Consider the following 23,767-nt stretch of genomic DNA (forward strand, 5'->3'; position numbering starts at 1 on the left):
AGAATTTTCCCATAACGGAGGTCAATCCATTGTTTCAAACCATTTATCGTTTTATGATTGAATTAACCAATGGCAAATGGTCATCATTGCTGTTGAAGAGATTTGCTACATCAAATATCAGTCGTTATGTTGTTCCTCACTTCTCAAGAATCTATCAAATCAATACGGAGGAAATGGAAGGAAATCTCAAGAAATACACCACACTTCATGAATTCTTTATACGAAAGCTGAGGAATGGGAGTAGACCGATTGATCAGGATTTGCAAGCTGTTACTAGCCCAGTTGATGCCATACTTGAGGAAGTTGGTCCTATTTCAGAACAGAAATTAATTGAGGTGAAGGGGAAAACATACTCGATTGCAGAGATGCTAGGTAATGATGTGCTTTTACAGAAATACATACATGGTACCTTCATGGTTTTGTACTTAAGCCCGAGTCATTACCATCGTATTCATAGTCCAGTAGCTGGAAGGATTACAGCCAGTTGGTCTCTCGGACAGAAATCATATCCAGTGAATTCTCTTGGGTTAAAGTATGGGAAAAGTACCCTTTCGAAAAATTATCGGACAGTGACTGAAATCCAGCATCATACGGGTCATATAGCAGTGGTGAAGGTGGGAGCCATGTTCGTAAACTCAATAGAAGTTACACATGAGAATGATCATGTAGAAAAAGGGCAGGAACTCGCGTATTTTACATTTGGATCAACGGTCGTCTTATTGTTTGAGAAAGACTCCCTTGAATCAACAATAGAAAAATCGCTTCCTTTTCCTATTAAAGTGGGGGAAAGAATTGCGTTATTAAAAGAGACATGATATTGTTTTGTGAGCGCAAAGAAAAAAGCCCAAAGAAGGGCTTATTAGACAATGATTTTGTGAGTTAATGAACGACGGTGTATTTCTGTCTCAATTAGATAAATAAAATCTTTGCTTAGCTGTAGTTCTCTTGCTTTAAAATAGGATTCAACAAGCAAGTCATCCGATAATTTACGCAATGGAAATCACACCTTTCTTTTCATGAGAATGGTTCTAATGCATAGTGAATCAGCATAAAATGTAGGCTATGTAGCTGTACTCCTACTCTATCAAAATTAATAAAACAGAACAACCGTTCTGTTATCCACAAGTTGTGGTGGATAACTTGTGATTAATTTGTTTATAAAAGAGTAATTCCTTTTTATGACAGTGTGAGTTTTGTGTATAAAGTTATCCACAGTGTTGAAGGAACGTGAAATTTGTCGAAAAATTTTCATTAATTTAATGAGGTGTAAGAAATGCTTAAAAAGTTTTTGCCAGATCAGCATGTCAAAAGTATTTTTGAAATTACCCCTGAAAGTCTAAAGGAAAAGGGTGTAAAGGCGATTATAACTGATTTGGACAACACTCTTGTCGAATGGGATCGTCCAAATGCAACACCGAATCTTATCAAATGGTTTGAGGAAATGAAAAAACACAATATTATAGTGACCATCGTGTCTAATAATAATGAAGGAAGAGTGAAAGCTTTTTCTGATCCACTGAATATTCCTTTTATTTTTCAAGCTCGTAAGCCGTTGGCAAGAGCTTTTAAAAAGGCTATGAAGCAAATGGGAACATCTAAAGATGAAACGGTGGTTATCGGAGACCAGCTACTTACCGATGTTCTAGGTGGTAATCGCAGCGGGTTACACACTATTCTTGTTGTACCTGTTGCCTCAACAGATGGATTTGTGACCAAGTTTAATCGACTTGTTGAGCGGAGAATATTGAATTGGTTCCGTAAAAAAGGAATGATTGTATGGGAGGATTAAGTTTGAGTGAACAGTTTTCATGTATAGGCTGTGGGGTAAATATCCAAACAGAGGATAAGGAGGCATTAGGCTATGCGCCTCCATCAGCAATTGAAAAGGAAGTTATTATTTGCCAACGCTGCTTTCGTTTAAAACACTACAATGAGATTCAAGATGTTAGTTTAACAGATGATGACTTTTTAAAAATACTAAATGGATTATCCCAAACGGATGCACTGATTGTAAAAATTGTCGATATTTTTGACTTTAACGGTAGCTGGTTACCGGGATTACATCGTTTTGTAGGGAAGAATAAAATCTTGCTTGTTGGAAATAAGGTAGACCTTCTGCCTCATTCTGTAAAGCCAAATAAAGTTATTCAATGGATGAAGCGAGAAGCAAAAAAACTCGGTCTACATCCAGAAGATGTGTTTTTGGTGAGTGCTTATAAGGGTCATTTTGTTCGTGAAGTAGCTGAAGCAATCGACGAGTATAGAAATGGCAAGGATGTATATGTAGTAGGTTGTACAAATGTTGGTAAATCAACATTTATTAATCGTATTCTTAAAGAAGTATCGGGAGAAGGGGATGTAATTACGACTTCTCATTTCCCGGGTACGACTCTTGATATTATTGAGATTCCACTTTCTGACGGTAAGCATCTCATTGATACACCAGGAATTATCAATCATCACCAAATGGCTCATTTTGTGAGCAAACAGGATTTGAAAATAATTACTCCAAAAAAGGAAATAAAGCCAAAAGTCTTTCAATTGAACGAAGGACAAACTTTATTTTTCGGAGGACTTGCACGATTTGATTTTATTAGTGGGGGAAGACAATCATTTGTTTGTCATTTTTCTAATGAAATTAATATTCATCGAACAAAACTTGATCATGCCGATGAGTTATACAAAAAGCATGTGGGTGACATGCTCTCACCTCCAAGAACAGATGAATTGGGAGAATTTCCATCACTCGTACGCCATGAATTTATGATTAAAGAAGAAAAAATAGATATCGTGTTTTCAGGTCTGGGTTGGATAACGGTAAACGAACCAGGTGTGAAGATTGCAGCGTATGTACCTAAGGGTGTTCATGCAATGATTAGAAAATCACTTATATAATTTAGCTATTTGAGTATGTCAGCTTGATCAACCTCATGAAGTACTCTAGGCTACAATAAGGGAGAGGGAATTTTTTGAAAAAGCTGTATGCGGTAATAGGGGATCCGATCGCGCATTCGATGTCACCTGCCATGCACAATGATTTATTTGGCTATTATGATATAGATGCTCATTATCAAGCGCTTCATGTGAGAAAAGGAGACTTACAGAAAGCGGTCCTAGGATTAAAAGCGATTCAAATAAGTGGGTTTAATGTGACTGTTCCACATAAGGTTGATATCCTTCCGATGCTTGATCGTTTAGATCCTTTAGCAAAAGCAATTGGTGCAGTTAATACAGTTGTAAATGAGGATGGCGAACTGGTTGGTTATAACACGGATGGGGAAGGATCAGTAAAAGGGATTATGAATATTATTCCAGATCTGTTCAACCACCGAATTCTTATTGTTGGAGCTGGTGGGGCTGCAAGAGCCATTTATTTTACTTTAGCTTCAATGGGGATTACAAATATAGATGTGACCAATCGTACGAGTGAAAAAGCAGCAGAATTAATCGCTCAATGTCCATATACAGTTAACTCTAGCGTATTACTTCGTGAGGAAGCTGAGAAAGAGTTGGGCGATTATGATATTATCATTCAAACAACATCGATTGGTATGGCACCTGATGTAGAATGCCAACCGCTCTCATTACATAACTTAAAAGAAAATAGTTTTGTTAGTGATATTATATACAACCCACTTGAAACTCAATTTTTGCGTTTTGCAAAAGAAAAAGGGGCTCGTACGCAAAACGGAATAGATATGTTCGTTCTTCAAGGAGCATTAGCATTTAAAAAATGGACTGGAATTTTCCCGGACCAAAAAAGAATGGAAAAATTGGTTTTAAACCGATTAGGAGGATAAGGATGTTAACTGGTAAGCAGAAAAGATTTTTACGTTCGAAAGCACATCATCTAAACCCTATTTTTCAAGTAGGTAAAGGTGGAGTGAACGATAATATGATTAAACAAATCAATGAGGCCTTAGAGGTTAGGGAGCTTTTGAAAATAAGTGTGTTACAAAATTGTGATGAGGACAAGGACGAAGTAGCAGGTAAGTTATCGTCAGGCTGTAAGGCAGAACTAGTTCAAGTTATTGGGTCAACCATTGTTCTATATAAAGAGTCTGTGGAAAATAAACAATTACAGCTTCCTTAACTAGAGGAGGTCCTTATGAGGAAAATTGGAATTTTAGGGGGAACCTTTGATCCGCCCCACAATGGACATCTGCTTATTGCAAACGAGGTATTAGAATTCTTAGGGCTAGATGAAATATGGTTTTTACCTAATTCAAAGCCACCGCATAAATCAACAAGCGGGACGAGCACGATCCATCGAGTGACCATGCTTGAAAAGGCAATAAGTGAGCATGCACATTTTAAAATTGAAAAAATAGAGTTAGACCGGAGTGGTCCGTCCTATACGTATGACACGATGAAACTTCTCCAAGAAAAAAATGATGGTACAGAGTTTTATTTTATTATCGGAGCGGATATGGTTGAGTATCTACCCAAATGGTACAAGATTAATGATTTAATGAAACTTGTTACTTTTGTCGGAGTGCAAAGACCAGAACACGTATTGCAGACAAGTTATCCGGTTATCTATTTAGATGTTCCGGAATTTGCCGTCTCTTCTAGTTTAATAAGAGAAAGAGTAAAGAATGGGAATACTATTCATTATCTTACCCCTGACTCCGTCATACAATATATAAAGGAGCATCAGTTATATGGATCGAGCGAAAGCGTTAGAGATTGTTAAAGAGCAATTAACCGACCATCGTTACAAGCATACACTAGGGGTAGAAGAAACCGCGGTAAGGCTAGCAAAAAAATATGGAGCAAATGAGAAACAAGCGGAATTGGCAGCGATCTTTCATGATTATGCTAAGTTTCGTCCAAAGGAAGAAATGAAACAAATCATCCTTCGTGAAAAAATGCCAGAGGAACTGCTTTCCTTTAACAGTGAACTATGGCATGCTCCAGTAGGGGCCTATTTAGTGGAGAATGAAGTCGGTATTCATGATCATGAAGTACTAGAGGCCATTCGTTACCATACCTCTGGTAGGCCGCATATGTCATTGCTTGAAAAAATAATTTATGTGGCTGATTACATTGAGCCAGGAAGGGAATTTCCAGGTGTCGATGAGGTTAGAGAGGTAGCGGATAAGAATTTGAATGAAGCATTGTTATTATCCATTCAAAATTCAATCATTTTCTTAATAAAAAAGAAACGAGCAGTTTTTCCGTTAACGCTCCAAACGTATAACTATTTCATTCATTTAAAGGAGGACTGATTGGATGACCAATCGTCAATTATTAGAAACATCAGTAAAGGCAGCTGATGATAAGCGCGCAGAGGATATTGTTGTATTAAATATGCAGGGCATTTCACTAATCTCTGATTACTTTATTATTTGTCACGGGAACTCTGATAAGCAGGTTCAAGCGATTGCCAGAGAAATGAAGGAAAAGGCAATAGAAAATGGCTACATGGTAAAGAGAATGGAAGGCTTCGATGAGGCAAGGTGGGTCCTTCTTGATCTAGGGGATGTTGTGGCTCATATATTCCATAAAGACGAAAGAAGTTACTATAACCTCGAGCGATTATGGGGTGATGCACCAATAGAAAATATGGAAAGTGTTCTCGCTCAATGACGTATGGGAAATTTGCCTACCTTTATGATGAATTAATGAAGGATGTACCGTATGATGAATGGGTTTCAATCGTTACGGAAAAATGGAGCAAGTACGAGTGTAAAGGAAAAAAACTATTAGATTTAGCCTGTGGTACGGGTGAGCTATCTATAAGCTTTGCGAAAGCTGGATTTGAAGTGACAGGTGTCGATTTATCAGCGGACATGCTTACGGTAGCGCAGATGAAAGCAGCGAATAACGGGCTAAAGCTTCCTTTTTATCAACAAAATATGGTGGAACTTGATTTATATGAGAGTTTCGATGTAATCGGCGTATTTTGTGATTCCTTAAATTATCTACAGACAGAAGAAGAAGTGATTGAAACGTTTGCAAAAATTTATGATTTGCTTGATGAAGATGGATTTTTTATATTTGACGTCCATTCTGTTCATAAAATCATGAATATATTTATGAATCAAACGTTTACTCATGATGAGGAAGATATTTGTTATATTTGGAACTGTTTTCAAGGAGACTATCCTCTTAGCATTGAACATGAGCTTACATTTTTTGTCCAGGATGATGAAAGCGGGAAATATGACCGTTATGATGAGTTTCATAGTCAGAGAACATTCCCTGTAGAAGTGTATAAAAATTGGTTAGAAGCAAGCGGCTTGTATGTAACAGATATCTTCTCTGATTTTATGGACGATTTATCCTCCGAGGCAGAAAGAATCTTTTTTATCGCTAAAAAGCAGGCATGAGAAAAAGGCTGATTGAAAATAATCAGCCTTTTTTTTATATTATTGCAGGAAACATTACTTTTTTAGAGAATTATTTAAAGGAAACTGTTTTTGTGATTCAACCAAATCTTCTTCGAATTTTGTATGAGTGGCTTGAAATAAGTGCTCAAACACATCTCCAAGCTCTGCATCCAATACTTTAATTCCTTCCCACGTTACTCCGCCCTTAACACAAACTTTTTGTTGTAGGGTTGGAAGTGTATAAAATCCTTTTCGAAGCAATTCCCCAAGCCCTATTAACATTTCACTAGCAAGCGTCGTTGCAGTAGCTTCATCTATTTTTGTTTCAGCTACTGCTGCATCAATAAATCTTTGCGTTAAGTAACTGAAAAATGCTGGTCCACAACTAACGATATCTGAGCCTACTCTTGTAATATCCTCGTTAATGGAGACCGGTGTGGAAATGGCTTCAAACAACTGAAGTAGCTTATCCTTCCATTCCCTCGTACAGCTATCACCGAACGTTAGTAGAGATACACCTGCTAGTGCCCTATTGGTAATGCTTGGTATAGCCCTGGCCACCGAACAGTCGACCACAGATTCAATTTGATTAACACTGATAGGACTCGTGATGGAAACAACACATTTCTCTTGTAATAAAAATGGTTTGATTTCCATTAATACCTTTTGGATGTCTTTTGGTTTTATGCATAAGAACAGCACATCTGATACCCTTGCTACGCTTTTAGCATCAGAAAGTACGGCGATGTCAGTATACACTGCTTTTATATTCATTGCTTTACTAAGCGTTCGATTTGTCACATTCATAAAAGAAGGGGAAATGGCTTTTCCATCAATAAGTGCCTCAATTAATATCCTCCCCATATTCCCTGTACCGATCACTCCGATTTTCAATGTACTTCCCTCCTTCACAAAGCAAGCATTCTCATATAAAAGTATGTAAATAAATTTGTTAATATGCCAAGAAAGGAGTAACAAGATGATTGACTCTTTAAAGAAGTATAAATGGTTTATTGTTGGCTCTTCTGTTATCGCCATTTTAATGCTAATTTACGCATTCGGTCTTGTAAACAACAAAGAGGAGGAAAATGAATGGACGATTCCGAGTGAGGAAGAACAAGATCTGGAAATGTCTGAAGAAAGACTTGTTCCGGAACCTGATGTAAAGAATTTAGTAGATGTAAAAGGAGCAGTAAAGAATCCTGGTGTCTACGAAGTAACGTTGGATGAAAGAGTAATCGATGTTATCGATAAGGCTGGAGGATTAAAGGAAGGAGCAGATGAGACAAAAATAAACTTTGCTGGGCGAGTAACAGATGAAATGGTATTGTATATTCCATTAATAGGAGAAGAAGGAGAAAATATGATTGTGTCTGCCGGTCCTGGTTCTACCTCTACTAGTCAAGGAGACGGCAAAATCAATATTAATAAGGCTACTTCTGATGAATTGCAGAATCTCCCTGGGATTGGGCCGTCTAAAGCAGAAGCAATTATAGCCTATCGTGAAGATAGCGGATTATTTCAAACGATTGAGGATTTAAAACTTGTTACTGGGATTGGTGATAAGACATTTGAAAGGCTACAGGATCAGATTATTGTAAAATAACAAGCATTGACTAAAATCGACAATTTCCCTTAGACTAGTAGAAAATGAGAAATCGGGAGTGGGGAATATGAGCAACCATCGCTTAACTTGGGATCAATACTTTATGCTAAATGCGCATCTGATAAGTATGAGAAGCACATGTAATCGACTGAATGTAGGTTCGGTATTGGTAAAGAATAATCGAATCATTTCAACTGGTTATAATGGTGGGATTAGTGGAGATGATCACTGCCTTGATGCGGGCTGTTACGTCGTTGATAATCATTGTCTTCGCTGTTTGCATGCCGAAGAAAATACGATCCTTCAGTGTGCACTTGAAGGAGTTTCCACAAAGGGAAGTCAAATTTATGTGACTCATTTTCCATGTATACATTGTATGAAAAAGATTCTACAAGCGGGTATCACAAAAATTTATTATACGCATGATTATAAAAATCATGAATATTGTTATCATCTTCTTCGTATAAGCAATGTGGAAGCAATAAAGCTAGAAATGGATATTGAAAATGAGCTTAACAATAAAAATGATAACTCAGGACGTTTAAGTTGGAATTTTCAAGAATAATATAGTTTGATCTAAACACGATCCAAGGGGTGATAACTTGCAAGGGAAAGGGATCTATTTTGCAATTGCTTCATTACTTGCTCTGGTTATTGCTTTTCAGACCCATGTTGTTGCCAAGGTCTCACTCTTTTTAGTTTTGGTCTTGTTTTTGTATTACAAGCGGTTCTCGAAAAGGAAAGTTTTTATCATCTTGTTGATTGTTCTTGTTTTCTATACGAAGGCAAGAATTGATATAAACAGAAATGAATCTGGTTTTCATGGGAGTGAGACACAGTTTACAGTTTTGTTCGAAGATGAAGTAACGCTTAATGGCAGTCTCCTAAGTGGTTTTGCAAAGGATACAACAGGAGAGAAGTTATTAATTAAATACCGAATGAAATCCGAGGAGGAAAAGTCTAGTTTAAATAAGGAAAGACTCCTTGGATATTCTTGTCAGATAAAAGGTAGCTTAAAAACAGTAAATGGACAAACCAATCCTAATGCTTTTGATTACCACTCTTATTTAACTCATCAACATATTCATTGGCAGCTAGTTGTTGATCAATGGGGGGATTGTAAAGAGCTTAATGGATCTATTCTACTTATCAAAAAGCAAAGGCAACGGGCAATTGCTTTATTGGAAACGTATTTTCCTAATTCCGTCGCTTCCTTAACCAGTGCATTGCTGTTTGGAGAAAGACAGATACTTGATCCATCCTTAGAGAAAGCGTATCAAAAACTTGGAATCATCCATTTATTAGCTATTTCTGGAGCAAATGTTGCTCTTTACGTAAGCATCATTCATTATATTGGTGTGCGTTTAGGAGTGACAAGAGAACGGATGATTGCTGTCCTTCTTCTCTACCTACCAATCTTTACTTATCTGTCGGGAGCCTCTCCTCCCGTGTTTCGAGCAGCGACGATGATGTTTCTATTTTTGTTCCTTCGCCTCGTATCACAATCAAAAATGGCCAGTCTAGATATTTGCAGTATCGTATTCATGGTTTATGCATTTCTTTCACCTTATCTCCTCTTTGATGTAGGGTTTCAACTCTCCTTTAGTGTGACCTTCACATTGCTTCTTTCCACCAAAGGATTATTAAAACCATCTAAATTCCTCTTAATAAAAGCATCATTTATTTCTCAGTTAGCTTCTCTCCCTATCGTTCTTTATCATTTTTATGAATTTTCTCTGTTGTCATTGTTGGCAAACCTCATTTATATTCCCATTTTCACAATAATCATAAACCCTAGTTTTATCGCTCTGTTTTTTCTGTTTATCATCTTTGGAGAAGCTGTCACTATTATGGTAAAGCCAGTGGATTTTGCGATTACCTTAATGAACCAATTAACTGTCGGTATAGCTTCTTTTCCGTATCAGACAGTCACCATTGGTCGTCCTTCCATATGGATGGTACTTCTCCTAATAGGCTCAATTGTCTATTTACTCTACAAATGGGAGACAGGGAAAACAAGGAAAAGCCAACTAGTTTCAATCCTTCCTTGTGTTTTTGCCCTCGCTTTCTCCTACTGCTTATCTCATTATTCTTTCACGGGACAAATCACTTTTGTGGATGTTGGGCAAGGAGATAGTATCGTAATACAAAATGGTTTTCATAAAAAAACGTATGTGATAGATACAGGAGGGACTATTTCTTTTAATGAGGAGGAATGGGAAAAGCCGAAAAATCCTTTTGAAGTTGGAAATGATATTCTCGTCCCGTTTTTAAAAGGGAAAGGGATAAGCACAATCGATAAACTAATATTAACGCATGGTGATATGGACCATATTGGAGGAGCAAAGTCTGTTCTCGAAACAATGAAAGTGAATGAATTAATTCTCCCTTTTGTTTCGAATCGTTCCAGCTTGGAAAATGAAATTATTCAACTAGCGAAGGAAAAGAATATAAGCATCATATTTGTGAAGAACGGTATGAGTTGGGAAGAAAAGGGGGCAACCTTTAAAATCGTGAATCCCATTATTGAACTAGAGGATCGAAACGATAATTCAGTGGTTATTCATGTAAAATTAGGAGGGTTATTTTGGTTGTTTACGGGTGATTTAGAGGAACAAGGAGAAGAGAGGCTATTGAGAGAGTATCCTACCTTACCAGTGGATGTATTAAAAATAGGACATCATGGCAGCAAAAGCTCTACATCTGCTAGTCTTCTTCAGGCCTATCACCCGAAGGTGGCAGTGATATCTGTTGGAAAGAGTAACCGATTTGGGCATCCACATCAAGAAGTTTTAGAAGGGTTAAAGGAAAGAAATATAAAAATTTTTCGTACGGATACTGATGGGGCGATTAGTTACACTTTTCAGAATGGAATAGGAACCTTTTCTAAACATATCCCATATGATGTAACAAACCCATAAAAAAGAGACTGCAGTAGCAGTCTCCTTATGTTTTATGTAGCAGAACAGAAACATTATGCCCCTACGAGTTTAATGACAGTTGCAATGATAAATAAAGTTGCAAAAAAACCGAAGGAAACGATGAACCCTACACCAGAATCAACGGCGTCATTACGTTTACTTTGCACATTTTTCTCAAATTCGTTCACAACTACCCCTCCTAATCAATCTTAGTATAAGCGATTTCATAAAAAAAATCTACCGCTCCTCTATTTCTTTTCCTTACTTGTCAGTGATTGTCACAAATACTTTTTAGATGTACGGTAACAATAATGATACAACGGGGGTTATCGCTGTAAAAGGAGTATCCTAGGCCTCTTTTTTCAGCGTTTCTATAGATGGGAATTGGTCAGGAGATTGATCAATTCCCTTTAAAATGCTTGTCAAAACCTTGATCCTTCATTAGGATAAATAAGTAACCTATTTTCCTGAACGGAGCGAGGAAAAGTGATTTTTGATTTATGGAAACAAATTAAGAGGAAAGAATTTTCTCCTATTTACGTTTTGTATGGAACGGAATCGTTTTTAATAAATGAAACAAAGCAGCTTTTTATACAAAATGTTTTGGGCGAAGATGAAAGTGATTTTAATTTATCCACCTATGATTTAGATGAAACACCGATTGAAGTGGCATTAGAGGATGCCGAAACAATCCCATTTTTAGGGGATAAAAGGCTTATATTTCTAAATAACCCAGGTTTCTTAACGGCTGAAAAAACGAAGGACAAAGTGGAACACCAGCTAGGAAGACTAGAACAATACATGAAGGAACCGTCTCCTTATTCGATTGTTGTGATGGTAGCGCCATATGAAAAGTTGGACGAACGAAAAAAACTTACAAAAGAGTTAAAGAGAACAGCTGTAGTGTCTGAAGCAAAAAAACTGGGGGAACACGAACTAAAGAATTGGATTGTCCAAAGAGCTAAGACAAATGGAACAAGCATTGATGATGAGGCAGTAGAGCGGATGCTCGCATTAGCTGGGACAAATCTATTTTTATTAACCTCAGAGGTGGACAAGCTTAGCTTATACTGCAATGAGACAAAACAAATTGATGCTGAAACAGTCGAGAAGCTCGTGTCACGCTCACTTGAACAAAATATTTTTACACTTGTCGATAAGGTTGTGCATCGAAAAGTAGACGAGGCATTACGTATTTATTATGATTTGTTAAGGCAAAATGAAGAACCGTTAAAAATCTTAGCAATTATTGCGGGGCAGTTTCGTTTAATTTACCAGGTGAAGGAATTAGCAAGACGTGGATACGGTCAACAGCAAATGGGAGGGTATCTAAAAGTACATCCATTCCGTGTGAAGCTAGCTGCAGGACAAGCGATGCAATTTAGTGATGAAGAGCTGACGAAAATCATGAAAATGTTAGCAGATGCAGATTATCAAGCGAAAACAGGTGGAATGAACAAGGAGCTTCTTATTGAAATGTTCTTATTTCATTTACATACTGGTTCATAAAGCTTTGAAAAAAGCTAGATCCTAAAAGGATCTAGCTTTTTTATCTATGATATAGCAAAAATTAAGAGTTTAATGAGTTTAATTTCTTCATTAAACGAGACTTTTTGCGAGCAGCAGCATTCTTATGGATAAGACCTTTCGCTGCAGCTTTGTCAAGTTTACTTGCAGCAAGAGCATAGCTCTCTTGTGCAGTAGTAGCGTCACCGTTTACGATAGCTGATTCTACTTTCTTAACAGCAGTACGTGTTGCAGATTTCACCATCGTGTTACGTGCATTACGCTCTTCGCTTGTTTTCACGCGCTTGATTGCAGATTTAATATTTGGCATTCCTTTCACCTCCTACAAAGCATCGAGATTATATACTCGACTATCACCATTCATTAATTTACGTAAATTAAGAACAAAACACATTTTATCATTCGGTGAATACTATTGCAATACTTTTCAGGTGGAAATATATCCATCGATATCCCACGAATTGAATGGTTTCACTTAGATAAGGAAATAATAGTTGCTAGTTTATTATCTAATTTGAAGAAAGAGAGGGGCTTATGATGAAAGAATCAATAGATTTAAGTAAATACTCCATCCGTACCGATTTGGCAGTAGAAGCAAGGGAGATGGTGATTGCAAGCAGGGGGAGAAATGTAACAGATGAACAAGATCTCTCAAATATAAATGGTGTGGTTATTAAAGAAAAAGAAGAGAACGGGATCAAGCTATCGTTAGTAGAAGTGTCGAAGGAAGGAGAGAAAGAGCTAAATAAAAAAGCTGGAAAGTATTTAACTATCGAAGTTCAAGGGATTAGACAACAGGACACAGATTTACAAAAAAAAGTTGAAGAAACGTTTGCGAGAGAATTTTCCCATTTTTTGAGTGGATTAGGAATAAATAAAGATGCCTCCTGTCTTGTTGTTGGGTTAGGGAATTGGAATGTTACTCCTGATGCACTTGGTCCACAGGTGTGTGAAAATCTATTAGTTACACGACATTTATATCAATTAAGTCCTGAAAGTGTGGACGAAGGTTATCGACCAGTGAGTGCGTTAGCTCCTGGTGTTATGGGCTTAACTGGTATAGAAACAAGTGACATTATTTTGGGAGTGGTTGAAAAAACGAAGCCTGACTTTGTTATCGCAATTGACGCGTTAGCTTCGCGATCCATTGAGAGAGTCAATTCAACGGTTCAGATATCAAATACTGGAATCCATCCAGGATCTGGGGTAGGAAATAAGCGTAAGGAGCTTAGTGAAGAAACATTAGGAATTCCGGTGATCGCAGTGGGTGTGCCAACGGTGGTGGATGCGGTTTCCATTACAAGTGATACGATTGATTTTATTTTAAAACATTTTGGTCGGGAGCTAAAAGAAGGAAATAGACCTTCTAGGGCATTAGCTCCAGCAGGAATGACTTTTGGTGAGAAGAAGAAATTGACTGACGAAGATATGCCTGAAGAACATCACCGAAATACATTTCTAGGGATGATTGGTACTTTAGAAGATGAAGAAAAAAGAAGATTGATTCATGAAGTATTATCTCCGCTTGGACATAACTTAATGGTAACACCAAAGGAAGTGGATGTTTTTATTGAAGATATGTCCAATTTAATTGCAAATGGGTTAAATGCGGCTTTGCATGATGCCGTAAACCAAGATAATGCAGGTTTCTACACAAGATAGATTGCGTCTAAATTTATTGTTCTACCTTCTCTAGTAAGTACATATCATTTACTAGACTAGGCTAAGAGGTGGAATAATGAAACTACAAAAAACGCCCTATGTTGTAACTATTCAAGGGACAAGCATTTTAAAGCTCATTTTATCTTGTTTGTTGTTGATTTTCCTACTCTTTTCTGTGAGCGGACTATTAACTTCTTTAAACCCACAATATCAGCTTAGGTCATCGAGTGTGAACAAAGCGACAATGAATGTGAGTGGAAATGTACTCTATCAGTTGATGGCTAGAGAAAACCATTATTTTATGGGCGGATTAATAGAAAGAGATGAAGTTCCGAGTATGTCGAGTGTCTTGTTTAAAGCCTCCACAAATGTGAATCTTGATGATCCACGCAGCTTATTAGGAAGAGAACTCCCGGGGTTTTCCTTATTTGATGGGAAAATTCTTGTTGCTGGTGAAGGTACCAATTATACGAATATGCCAATTGAATCAGCTCCACCAGAGGAAGCATTAAAGAAAGAAAATGAGGCAAGTTTGCAAAATGTGGATGACATAAAAGAGGATGAATCGAAACCAAGCGCCCCACCTTCTTTAACGACAGGGGATAAAAAGGTGGCGTACATTTATTTCTCTCATACAAGAGAATCATATCTCCCATACTTAGAAGGGGTAACCAATGCCAATAGTGCACAACACTCAGAAATCAATGTGACAAAAATTGGCGATCGACTTCAAGAAAAACTAGAAGGTTATGGGGTTGGTACGATTTTAGATAAAACAGATGTCACGGATCGATTGAATGCAAATGGCTGGACATATGGTCGTTCATACGATGCATCAAGACAGATGGTACAAGAGGCGATGGCTAGTAATTCAAATCTTTCGTATTTAATAGATATTCACCGTGATTCTAAAAGAAAAGAAGATACGACAAAAGTAATTAATGGTAAGTCCTATGCAAAGCTAGCTTTTGTTGTTGGGGCTGAACACCCAAATTATGAAAAGAACCTTAAGCTCGCAACAGAAATTCATTATAAGCTCGAGGAAAAATATCCTGGTATTAGCAGAGGGATTATCCAAAAAAGTGGAGCTAGTACAAATGGCCGTTTCAATCAGGACCTTTCTGGTAATGCTCTATTAGTAGAGTTCGGCGGAGTAGATAACAACTTTGATGAGCTTAATCTCTCTGCTGATGCATTTGCAGATGTCTTTAGCGAGATTTTCTGGGAAGCTGAAAAGGTGAATTATCCAGTAACCGTTCCTTCAGAGGAACAATAATGATAATTTAGGTGATAGTTATGAAAATGTTTATGTTTAAAAGCATATTGCTAATGTCTCTCATGTTTGTGTCGGTATTATTTGGAATGCAAATTGCAAACAATGGGATCGTAAGCATGAGGGGGTTTGAGGATCCCGATTTTAAAGGTGCATTCACCATTAGCGAGCAAGAAGAAAATGTCCAAGTATCAGTACTAGGAAATAATGTAGATAGTCACGATATTAATAAAAAGAGAGAGCAGCTAGAAGAGATGGAAGCCTATAACTTTTTTTCAGACTTAGGTAAAACACTAGCAGACATAGTAACGGGAATAGTAGATATTACAATTGATCTGATTAAAAATAGCTAGGAATGCGGCAATCTCAGGATTGCTGTTTTTTCTTTATATTGAATCTTATTTTACCTACTGCTATAATCAAAAATAGTGTATACGTGCGAAGTATAGTAGGAGTGAACCGAATGAACAGACAAGACAGACTAAATAGACAAGAAAAAATCAGGAATTTTTCTATCATTGCACATATTGACCATGGAAAATCCACATTAGCTGACCGTATCCTTGAAAAAACGAATGCGTTAACAGCTAGAGAAATGAAGGATCAGCTACTCGATTCAATGGACCTTGAAAGAGAACGTGGAATTACCATTAAATTAAACTCTGTGCAATTAAAATATCAAGCAAAGGATGGAGAGATATACACTTTCCATTTAATCGATACACCTGGGCACGTCGACTTCACGTATGAGGTATCCCGAAGCTTAGCGGCTTGTGAAGGTGCTGTCCTTGTGGTAGATGCAGCACAGGGGATTGAAGCTCAAACATTAGCAAATGTTTACTTAGCGTTAGACAATGATCTTGAAATTGTTCCAGTTATTAACAAAATTGACTTGCCAAGTGCAGATCCAGAACGTGTGCGTAACGAGATAGAAGAAGTAATTGGACTAGATGCATCTGAAGCGGTTTTAGCAAGTGCAAAAGCAGGAATTGGAATTGAAGACATTCTAGAGCAAGTAGTAGAAAAGGTTCCTGCACCTACTGGGGATCCAGAAGCACCATTAAAAGCGCTAATTTTCGACTCTCTTTATGATGCGTATCGCGGAGTGGTAGCTTATATCCGTGTTGTAGATGGTACGGTAAAGGTTGGAGACAAAATCCGCATGATGGCAACGGGAAAAGAATTTGAGGTTACTGAAGTAGGGGTATTCACACCAAAATCAACTCCAGTTCCAGAACTAACTGTTGGTGATGTTGGATTCTTAACTGCAGCTATTAAAAATGTTGGAGACACACGAGTGGGGGATACGATTACTAGTGTGAAAAATGGAGCAACAGAAGCCTTACCAGGTTACCGCCGTTTAAATCCAATGGTATATTGCGGTTTATATCCAATTGATAGTGCGAAGTTCAATGATTTACGAGAAGCATTAGAAAAGTTAGAACTAAATGATTCTGCACTTCAATTTGAGCCAGAAACATCTCAGGCGCTCGGGTTCGGCTTCCGTTGTGGGTTCCTAGGATTGCTCCATATGGAAATTATTCAAGAGCGTATTGAAAGAGAGTTCAAGATTGACTTGATTACAACAGCACCAAGCGTTATTTATCATGTGATTATGACGGATGGTACGGAAATTAAAGTTGATAATCCATCGAATATGCCAGATCCACAAAAAATTGCACGCGTTGAAGAACCATATGTAAAAGCTACAATGATGGCTCCTAATGACTATGTGGGTGCAATTATGGAACTATGTCAGGAAAAAAGAGGGATTTTTATCGATATGCAATACATGGATGAGACTCGTGTAAACATTGTGTATGAGATCCCTCTATCAGAAATCGTTTATGACTTCTTTGATCAATTAAAGTCAAGCACAAAGGGTTATGCTTCATTCGATTACGAGTTAATTGGATACAAGGAGTCCAAACTTGTTAAGATGGATATTCTTCTTAATGCTGAAAAGGTGGATGCGTTAAGCTTTATTGTTCATAAAGACTTCGCATACGAACGTGGAAAGATCATAGTCGAAAAGTTGAAAGAATTAATACCTAGACAACAGTTCGAGGTTCCTATTCAAGCAGCAGTTGGACAAAAAATTGTAGCGCGTTCTACCATTAAAGCGATGCGTAAAAACGTATTAGCCAAATGTTATGGTGGAGATATCTCGCGTAAGCGTAAGCTACTTGAAAAGCAAAAAGAAGGTAAAAAGCGAATGAAGCAGGTAGGTTCCGTAGAGGTACCTCAAGAAGCGTTCATGGCCGTGTTGAAAATGGATGATACAAACTCAAAGAAGTAGATGATTTGATTTTAAAGGGAAGGTTAGATAAGCTTGATAAATCAAGTGGTCTAACCTTTTTTCGTTGCAAAAAAGTTATAATTTAAGGTTGTGTAAAAAATGGTAAAAGCAGCATATATTCATATTCCGTTCTGTGAGCATATTTGTCACTATTGTGATTTTAATAAGGTTTACTTAAAAGGCCAGCCTGTGGATGAATACTTAGACGCACTGGAGGAGGAAATTCGATTAACACTTGAAAAAAATCCTGCAGAGCCTCTTCATTCCATATTTGTTGGCGGAGGAACTCCAACTTCACTAAATGAAAAACAATTACAACGATTATTGTTTTCCATAAAAAAATATCTTCCATTGGAACATCATGCAGAGTTTACGTTTGAAGCCAATCCAGGTGACTTGTCCGATGAAAAGTTTCGTGTATTATTTGAGGGTGGAGTTAATCGATTAAGCTTTGGTGTACAGACCTTTGATAATCAGTTGCTAAAGGCGATTGGAAGAACACACCGAGCGGAAGATGTGTTCACCTCAATTGAAAAAGCAAAAAAAGTTGGGTTTGAGAATATTAGTGTGGATTTAATCTATAGCTTGCCGAATCAAACGCTAGATAGTTTTAAAGAAACATTACAAACGGCTCTCTCCCTTGATATTCAACACTACTCTGGCTATTCCCTCATTATTGAACCCAAAACGGTGTTTTATAACCAAATGAGAAAAGGGAAGCTGCCGGTTCCGGGAGAAGATGCTGAAGCGGAAATGTATTCGGTACTGATGGAGCAAATGCAGCTAGCCGGATTTCAGCAATACGAGATTTCCAACTTTGCTCTACCAGGACACGAGAGCAAGCATAATTTAACATATTGGAATAACGAGGAATACTATGGGTTTGGTGCTGGTGCTCATAGTTATGTTGCTGGTGAGAGAATTGCCAACCATGGTCCTTTAAGAAAATATATGGATCCCATTTGGAATGGCGCTCTACCCTCTCATAATATTCACAAAGTGGAGAACAATGAAATGTGGGAGGAAGAAATGTTTCTCGGTTTAAGGAAAATGGAAGGAATTAATGTGGACCGCTTCTTTCAAAAATTTGGAGTAGATCCGCTTTCGCTATTTAAGAAAGAGATAGAGTCTTTACAAGGTCGTGACTTAATCTCTGTACATGAGGGCAATATTGCATTAACAAAAAATGGGCGGTTTTTAGGAAATGAAGTGTTTCAATCATTTATCGGTGTTATCTAAATGTTGACATATGGCCCTAACATTTGATAATTTATTATTAGATTTAGCACTCGTTAGAAGAGAGTGCTAACAGAGGTGATGAAACATGTTAACAGATCGTCAATTGTTAATTTTTCAGGTGATTGTTGATGATTTCATTCGTTCTGCTCAGCCGATTGGATCTAGAAGTTTGTCGAAAAAAGAGGATATTAGTTTTAGCTCTGCTACGATTCGTAATGAGATGGCTGATTTAGAAGAGCTAGGCTTTCTTGAAAAGACACATACATCTTCTGGAAGAATTCCGTCCGAAAAGGGCTATCGTTTTTATGTAGATCATCTTCTTGCGCCACAGAAGCTTGATCAGCATGATATGCAATCAGTTAAATCAATTTTTGCTGAAAGGCTTTATGAACTTGAAAAAATCGTACAAAAATCTGCAAAAATATTATCTGAGCTGACCAATTATACTTCTATTGTTCTTGGACCTGCGGTTAGAGAAAATAAGCTTAAAAAGATCCAAATTGTTCCACTTAATAAGGAAACAGCTATCGCAATCATTGTGACTGATAAAGGACATGTAGACAATCGAATGTTTCATCTTCCTGAGGGGTTAGATGCAAGCGATATTGAGAAAATGGTCAATATCCTTAATGAACGTCTAACGGGTGTGCCACTTGAAGATTTAAATGAAAAGATCTACAAAGAGGTAGCCACTTTACTTAGACAACATATCCGCAATTATGATTCCATGCTCCATGCATTCGCTGATACGTTGAAGATTCCATCAAATGAAAAGGTGTTTTTTGGTGGAAGAACCAATATTCTCAGTCAACCGGAATTTCATGATATCGAAAAGGTAAAAAACCTTTTAAACATGATTGAGCATGAAAAAAGTATGTACGATTTGATTCGCAAAAACCCGACGGGAATTCATGTGAGAATTGGAAAAGAAAATAACAATTCAGCAATGGAGAATTGTAGCTTAATTACGGCTACGTATTCTGTTGGTGAGGAACAACTTGGGACAATTGCTATTTTAGGTCCTACTAGAATGGAATACTCTCGAGTGATCAGCTTATTACAAACGATTAGTCAAGATTTAACTTCTGTACTAACAAATCTGTATCAAAATAAATAACGGTGGTGATGATGTTAAGGGGAATCTTTCCTTAACATCTACCACTACTTATAAATGAGGAAGGACCACATTTAAGGGAGGTGAGTAATTTGGCAGAAGAAAAAAGCACATTAAATGAAGAATTACAATCTTCTACTGAAACAGAAGCAAGCTCAGAAGGTATTGAAGAAGTTTTTGCTGAAGAAGAAGTGGTAACAGAGGAAAATCTTGAAACTAATTCTGAGGACACTCGTATACAAGAGCTAGAAACAAAACTTCAAGACGCTGAAAATCGTTACTTACGCTTGCAGGCTGATTTTGATAACTCTCGTCGCCGGGCCAGAATTGACCTTGAAGCGGCGCAAAAATATAGAGCTCAAAGCTTAATTACAAATTTATTGCCAGCTCTAGATAATTTTCAAAGAGCTCTACAGGTTGAACCTGATAATGAACAAACAAAGTCATTATTACAAGGGATGGACATGGTTTATCGCAGTCTGTTTGAAGCGTTAAAAGGTGAAGGCCTTGAGGCAATCGAAGCTGTTGGTCATCCATTTGATCCGCATATGCATCAAGCGGTTATGCAAGTAGAGGATCCAAACTTCGAATCAAATGTAGTTGTAGAGGAATTCCAAAAGGGTTACAAGTTAAAGGATAAAGTCATCCGACCGTCGATGGTCAAGGTGAACCAGTAATCCCTACATAATAGAATTTTGGGAGGTTATTTTTATGAGTAAAATCATTGGTATTGACTTAGGGACAACAAACTCATGTGTGTCTGTACTTGAAGGTGGAGAGCCTAAGGTCATTCCTAATGCAGAAGGAAACCGCACAACACCATCTGTTGTTGCTTTCAAAAATGGAGAGCGTCAAGTTGGTGAAGTAGCGAAGCGTCAAGCAATTACAAATCCGAATACAATCATGTCCATCAAGCGTCATATGGGGACTAGCCATAAAGAAACGATTGAAGGAAAGGATTATACACCACAAGAAGTATCTGCAATCATTCTTCAACATCTTAAAGCGTACGCAGAAGACTATCTTGGAGAGCCTGTTTCAAAGGCTGTAATTACCGTTCCAGCTTATTTTAATGATGCAGAGCGTCAGGCGACAAAAGATGCTGGGAAAATTGCTGGTCTAGAAGTAGAACGTATTATCAACGAGCCAACGGCAGCAGCACTTGCTTATGGTTTAGACAAAATGGATGACGATCAAACGATTCTTGTTTACGACCTTGGAGGCGGAACATTTGACGTGTCTATTTTGGAATTAGGCGATGGTGTATTTGAAGTAAAATCAACAGCTGGTGATAATCGTCTTGGTGGAGATGACTTTGACCAAGTGATTATCGATTATCTAGTTGAGCAATTCAAAAAGGAAAATGCTATTGATCTTTCTAAAGATAAAATGGCGCTTCAACGCCTAAAGGATGCAGCGGAAAAGGCGAAGAAGGATCTTTCAGGTGTTACGACAACTCAAATTTCACTTCCGTTTATTACGGCTGGGGAAGCTGGTCCACTTCACTTGGAAGTGACATTATCTAGAGCGAAATTTGAAGAATTATCTGCAAGCCTTGTAGAAAGAACAATGGGGCCGACTCGTCAAGCACTAAGAGATGCTGGTTTAACACCTGCAGAACTTGATAAAGTTATTCTTGTTGGTGGTTCAACTCGTATTCCTGCGGTACAAGAAGCAATTAAGCGTGAAACAGGTAAAGAGCCACATAAAGGTGTAAATCCAGATGAAGTAGTTGCAATGGGTGCTGCTATTCAAGGTGGAGTTATTTCTGGTGACGTAAAAGATGTTGTTCTTCTTGACGTAACACCATTATCACTTGGTATTGAAACAATGGGTGGCGTATTTACGAAGTTAATTGATCGCAATACGACGATTCCAACTTCAAAGTCACAAGTATTCTCAACTGCGGCAGATAGCCAAACAGCTGTTGATATCCATGTTCTACAAGGTGAGCGTCCAATGGCGGCTGATAACAAAACACTTGGCCGTTTCCAATTAACGGACATTCCACCAGCACCACGTGGTATTCCACAAATTGAAGTATCATTTGATATTGATAAAAATGGTATCGTAAACGTTCGTGCGAAGGATTTAGGTACAAACAAAGAACAGACTATAACAATTAAGTCTTCAACTGGTCTATCAGATGAAGAAATTCAAAAGATGGTTAGAGAAGCAGAAGAAAATGCAGAAGCAGATAAATTGCGTAAAGAAGAAGTAGAACTACGCAATGAAGCGGATCAGCTTGTATTTACAACTGAAAAGACTCTAAAAGACCTAGAAGGAAAAGTAGATGCGTCTGAAGTAGCTTCAGCAAATGAAGCGAAGGATGCATTAAAGGCTGCGATTGAGAAAAACGAATTAGAAGAAATTCGTGCGAAAAAGGATGCTCTTCAAGAAATCGTTCAAAACTTGACGGTTAAGCTATATGAAGAAGCAGCTAAGCAAGCTCAAGCAGCTGGAGGTCCAGCGGGCGAAAGTGGCAAGGATGACAATGTCGTTGATGCAGAATTTGAAGAAGTAAAAGACGATAAATAGGTTAAGGCTAACTAGCTTAGAAAAAGTCAAAGTCAAATCCAAGCGACTTTGGCTTTTTCATTGCTTTGGGTTGAATGGTAATGTTAAAATAACCTTTATGTGAAATGATTCGGGGAGTGGGCAATCATGAGTAAAAGGGACTACTATGAGGTACTTGGAGTAAGTAAAAGTGCTTCAAAGGATGAGATAAAAAAGGCATACCGAAAGCTTTCGAAAATGTATCATCCTGATATTAATAAGGAAGCAGATGCAGATGAAAAGTTTAAAGAGGTAAAAGAAGCATATGAGGTGTTAAGTGACGACCAAAAGAAAGCACACTATGATCAGTTTGGTCACACGGATCCTAACCAAGGTTTTGGTGGAGGAGATTTTGGTGGTTTTGGCGGCTTTGAGGATATATTTAGCACGTTCTTTGGCGGTGGTGGGTCAAGAAGAAGAGATCCTAATGCACCGAGACAAGGAGCCGACCTTCAATATACAATGACCCTTAGTTTTGAGGAAGCAGTTTTCGGAAAGGAAACCGATTTAGAAATTCCGAGAGAAGAAAATTGTGAAACATGTCACGGATCTGGAGCAAAACCTGGTACGAAGCCAGATACTTGTAGTCATTGTAATGGGGCAGGTCAATTAAATGTGGAGCAAAATACACCATTTGGCCGCATTGTTAACCGTCGAGTTTGTCATTACTGTAGTGGAACCGGGAAACAGATTAAAGACAAGTGTTCAACATGTAGTGGAACCGGGAAAGTGAAGAAGCGTCGTAAGATTCATGTAAAGATTCCTGCAGGTATTGATGATGGTCAACAGCTGCGTGTTGCTGGACAAGGTGAACCTGGAGTAAATGGTGGGCCGGCAGGAGACCTATATGTTGTATTCCATGTCCGTTCACATGAGTTCTTTGAACGCGATGGAGATGATATCTATTGTGAAATGCCTATTACTTTTGTTCAAGCCGCACTTGGTGATGAAGTAGAAGTACCAACATTGCACGGGAAAGTCAAATTGAAAGTGCCTGCTGGTACACAAACAGGAACCAAATTCCGATTGAAAGGAAAAGGTGTTCCAAACGTAAGAGGCTATGGTACAGGTGATCAGCATATTATTATTCGAATCTTAACACCTACAAAGTTAACTGAAAAGCAAAAGCAATTGCTTCATGAGTTTGCAGATGTAAGCGGAAGTGTACCTCAAGGTGAGCATGAAGAAGGTTTTTTTTCAAAAGTAAAAAGAGCATTTAAAGGCGAATAAAAGGA

The 23,767-nt window shown here is 37.9% G+C and carries 26 protein-coding genes; 22 read left to right on the top strand and 4 right to left on the bottom strand.

The window, feature by feature from the left end:
* Positions 1 to 29 precede the first annotated feature (29 nt).
* Positions 30 to 815: a phosphatidylserine decarboxylase gene (locus tag ACVBAX_RS01135; protein WP_447115568.1), complete on the top strand. Its 786-nt coding sequence runs from the start codon at positions 30 to 32 to the stop codon at positions 813 to 815.
* A gap of 44 nt (positions 816 to 859) precedes the next feature.
* Here the strand turns inward: ACVBAX_RS01135 and ACVBAX_RS01140 are convergent, their stop codons facing one another.
* Positions 860 to 994: a sporulation histidine kinase inhibitor Sda gene (locus ACVBAX_RS01140; RefSeq protein ID WP_119709206.1), complete on the bottom strand. Its 135-nt coding sequence runs from the start codon at positions 992 to 994 to the stop codon at positions 860 to 862.
* A 279-nt stretch (positions 995 to 1,273) separates the two neighbouring features.
* Between ACVBAX_RS01140 and ACVBAX_RS01145 the strand changes: the two genes are divergently transcribed.
* The 8 genes from ACVBAX_RS01145 to ACVBAX_RS01180 all read left to right on the top strand — a co-directional run bounded on the left by ACVBAX_RS01145 (position 1,274) and on the right by ACVBAX_RS01180 (position 6,335).
* Positions 1,274 to 1,789 carry a YqeG family HAD IIIA-type phosphatase gene (locus tag ACVBAX_RS01145; protein ID WP_340904699.1) on the top strand — a complete coding sequence of 172 codons (516 nt, stop codon included), beginning with the start codon at positions 1,274 to 1,276 and terminating at the stop codon, positions 1,787 to 1,789.
* The gene (gene yqeH, locus ACVBAX_RS01150) at positions 1,777 to 2,895 is read left to right on the top strand and encodes a ribosome biogenesis GTPase YqeH (RefSeq protein ID WP_447115569.1); all 1,119 of its coding nucleotides are present in this window, start codon (positions 1,777 to 1,779) and stop codon (positions 2,893 to 2,895) included. The genes ACVBAX_RS01145 and yqeH overlap by 13 nt, the downstream gene beginning before the upstream one ends.
* Before the next feature lie 74 nt (positions 2,896 to 2,969).
* Entirely contained in the window at positions 2,970 to 3,800 is an 831-nt protein-coding gene (gene aroE / locus ACVBAX_RS01155; protein WP_447115570.1) for a shikimate dehydrogenase, read from the top strand.
* A 2-nt stretch (positions 3,801 to 3,802) separates the two neighbouring features.
* On the top strand, positions 3,803 to 4,093 hold the full coding sequence (gene yhbY / locus ACVBAX_RS01160) for a ribosome assembly RNA-binding protein YhbY (RefSeq protein ID WP_447115571.1): 291 nt from the start codon (positions 3,803 to 3,805) through the stop codon (positions 4,091 to 4,093).
* A 15-nt stretch (positions 4,094 to 4,108) separates the two neighbouring features.
* Positions 4,109 to 4,696 carry a nicotinate-nucleotide adenylyltransferase gene (locus tag ACVBAX_RS01165; RefSeq protein ID WP_447115572.1) on the top strand — a complete coding sequence of 196 codons (588 nt, stop codon included), beginning with the start codon at positions 4,109 to 4,111 and terminating at the stop codon, positions 4,694 to 4,696.
* A complete protein-coding gene (gene yqeK / locus ACVBAX_RS01170; RefSeq protein WP_430774799.1) occupies positions 4,665 to 5,231 on the top strand; it encodes a bis(5'-nucleosyl)-tetraphosphatase (symmetrical) YqeK in 567 nt (188 codons plus the stop codon). The genes ACVBAX_RS01165 and yqeK overlap by 32 nt, the downstream gene beginning before the upstream one ends.
* A gap of 4 nt (positions 5,232 to 5,235) precedes the next feature.
* Entirely contained in the window at positions 5,236 to 5,592 is a 357-nt protein-coding gene (gene rsfS / locus ACVBAX_RS01175; RefSeq protein WP_430774800.1) for a ribosome silencing factor, read from the top strand.
* Complete coding sequence (locus ACVBAX_RS01180) at positions 5,589 to 6,335, top strand: class I SAM-dependent DNA methyltransferase (RefSeq protein WP_447115573.1); 747 nt, start codon at positions 5,589 to 5,591, stop codon at positions 6,333 to 6,335. Before rsfS ends, ACVBAX_RS01180 begins: the two co-directional genes overlap by 4 nt.
* Positions 6,336 to 6,389: 54 nt before the next feature.
* On the opposite strand, the gene comER is transcribed toward ACVBAX_RS01180, so the two are convergent.
* Complete coding sequence (gene comER / locus ACVBAX_RS01185) at positions 6,390 to 7,229, bottom strand: late competence protein ComER (protein ID WP_447115574.1); 840 nt, start codon at positions 7,227 to 7,229, stop codon at positions 6,390 to 6,392.
* Positions 7,230 to 7,314: 85 nt separating this feature from the next.
* On the opposite strand from comER, the gene ACVBAX_RS01190 reads away from it, so the two are divergent.
* The 3 genes from ACVBAX_RS01190 (at position 7,315) to ACVBAX_RS01200 (ending at position 10,862) form a co-directional block, all read left to right on the top strand.
* Positions 7,315 to 7,941, top strand: a complete 627-nt coding sequence (locus ACVBAX_RS01190) for a helix-hairpin-helix domain-containing protein (protein WP_447115575.1) — start codon at positions 7,315 to 7,317, stop codon at positions 7,939 to 7,941.
* Between the two features lie 67 nt (positions 7,942 to 8,008).
* On the top strand, positions 8,009 to 8,506 hold the full coding sequence (locus ACVBAX_RS01195; RefSeq protein WP_430774804.1) for a deaminase: 498 nt from the start codon (positions 8,009 to 8,011) through the stop codon (positions 8,504 to 8,506).
* A gap of 37 nt (positions 8,507 to 8,543) precedes the next feature.
* Complete coding sequence (locus ACVBAX_RS01200; RefSeq protein WP_447115576.1) at positions 8,544 to 10,862, top strand: DNA internalization-related competence protein ComEC/Rec2; 2,319 nt, start codon at positions 8,544 to 8,546, stop codon at positions 10,860 to 10,862.
* A gap of 53 nt (positions 10,863 to 10,915) precedes the next feature.
* On the opposite strand, the gene ACVBAX_RS01205 is transcribed toward ACVBAX_RS01200, so the two are convergent.
* Entirely contained in the window at positions 10,916 to 11,050 is a 135-nt protein-coding gene (locus tag ACVBAX_RS01205; RefSeq protein ID WP_084361972.1) for a YqzM family protein, read from the bottom strand.
* A 298-nt stretch (positions 11,051 to 11,348) separates the two neighbouring features.
* Here ACVBAX_RS01205 and holA point away from each other — a divergent pair, with 298 nt between their 5' ends.
* Entirely contained in the window at positions 11,349 to 12,371 is a 1,023-nt protein-coding gene (holA, locus tag ACVBAX_RS01210; protein WP_447115577.1) for a DNA polymerase III subunit delta, read from the top strand.
* A 61-nt stretch (positions 12,372 to 12,432) separates the two neighbouring features.
* On the opposite strand, the gene rpsT is transcribed toward holA, so the two are convergent.
* Positions 12,433 to 12,699, bottom strand: coding sequence for a 30S ribosomal protein S20 (gene rpsT / locus ACVBAX_RS01215; protein ID WP_119709192.1), 267 nt, complete (start codon positions 12,697 to 12,699; stop codon positions 12,433 to 12,435).
* A gap of 227 nt (positions 12,700 to 12,926) precedes the next feature.
* Between rpsT and gpr the strand changes: the two genes are divergently transcribed.
* From gpr to dnaJ, 9 genes are all read left to right on the top strand, one after another.
* Positions 12,927 to 14,051, top strand: coding sequence for a GPR endopeptidase (gene gpr, locus ACVBAX_RS01220; protein ID WP_447116009.1), 1,125 nt, complete (start codon positions 12,927 to 12,929; stop codon positions 14,049 to 14,051).
* Between the two features lie 76 nt (positions 14,052 to 14,127).
* Positions 14,128 to 15,327, top strand: coding sequence for a stage II sporulation protein P (spoIIP, locus tag ACVBAX_RS01225; RefSeq protein WP_447115578.1), 1,200 nt, complete (start codon positions 14,128 to 14,130; stop codon positions 15,325 to 15,327).
* A gap of 20 nt (positions 15,328 to 15,347) precedes the next feature.
* Positions 15,348 to 15,677, top strand: coding sequence for a YqxA family protein (locus tag ACVBAX_RS01230; RefSeq protein WP_430774809.1), 330 nt, complete (start codon positions 15,348 to 15,350; stop codon positions 15,675 to 15,677).
* A 110-nt stretch (positions 15,678 to 15,787) separates the two neighbouring features.
* Positions 15,788 to 17,623 (top strand): translation elongation factor 4, encoded by a 1,836-nt coding sequence (lepA, locus tag ACVBAX_RS01235; protein ID WP_447115579.1) that lies wholly within the window; start codon positions 15,788 to 15,790, stop codon positions 17,621 to 17,623.
* 99 nt (positions 17,624 to 17,722) lie between these two features.
* Entirely contained in the window at positions 17,723 to 18,862 is a 1,140-nt protein-coding gene (hemW, locus tag ACVBAX_RS01240; RefSeq protein WP_430774811.1) for a radical SAM family heme chaperone HemW, read from the top strand.
* An 85-nt stretch (positions 18,863 to 18,947) separates the two neighbouring features.
* On the top strand, positions 18,948 to 19,979 hold the full coding sequence (gene hrcA, locus ACVBAX_RS01245; protein ID WP_447115580.1) for a heat-inducible transcriptional repressor HrcA: 1,032 nt from the start codon (positions 18,948 to 18,950) through the stop codon (positions 19,977 to 19,979).
* An 89-nt stretch (positions 19,980 to 20,068) separates the two neighbouring features.
* Positions 20,069 to 20,653: a nucleotide exchange factor GrpE gene (gene grpE, locus ACVBAX_RS01250; protein ID WP_447115581.1), complete on the top strand. Its 585-nt coding sequence runs from the start codon at positions 20,069 to 20,071 to the stop codon at positions 20,651 to 20,653.
* 34 nt (positions 20,654 to 20,687) lie between these two features.
* Positions 20,688 to 22,514, top strand: a complete 1,827-nt coding sequence (gene dnaK, locus ACVBAX_RS01255) for a molecular chaperone DnaK (RefSeq protein WP_447115582.1) — start codon at positions 20,688 to 20,690, stop codon at positions 22,512 to 22,514.
* A 126-nt stretch (positions 22,515 to 22,640) separates the two neighbouring features.
* Entirely contained in the window at positions 22,641 to 23,762 is a 1,122-nt protein-coding gene (gene dnaJ, locus ACVBAX_RS01260) for a molecular chaperone DnaJ (protein ID WP_430774816.1), read from the top strand.
* Positions 23,763 to 23,767 lie beyond the last annotated feature (5 nt).

This window comes from Robertmurraya sp. GLU-23 (genome assembly GCF_052983275.1).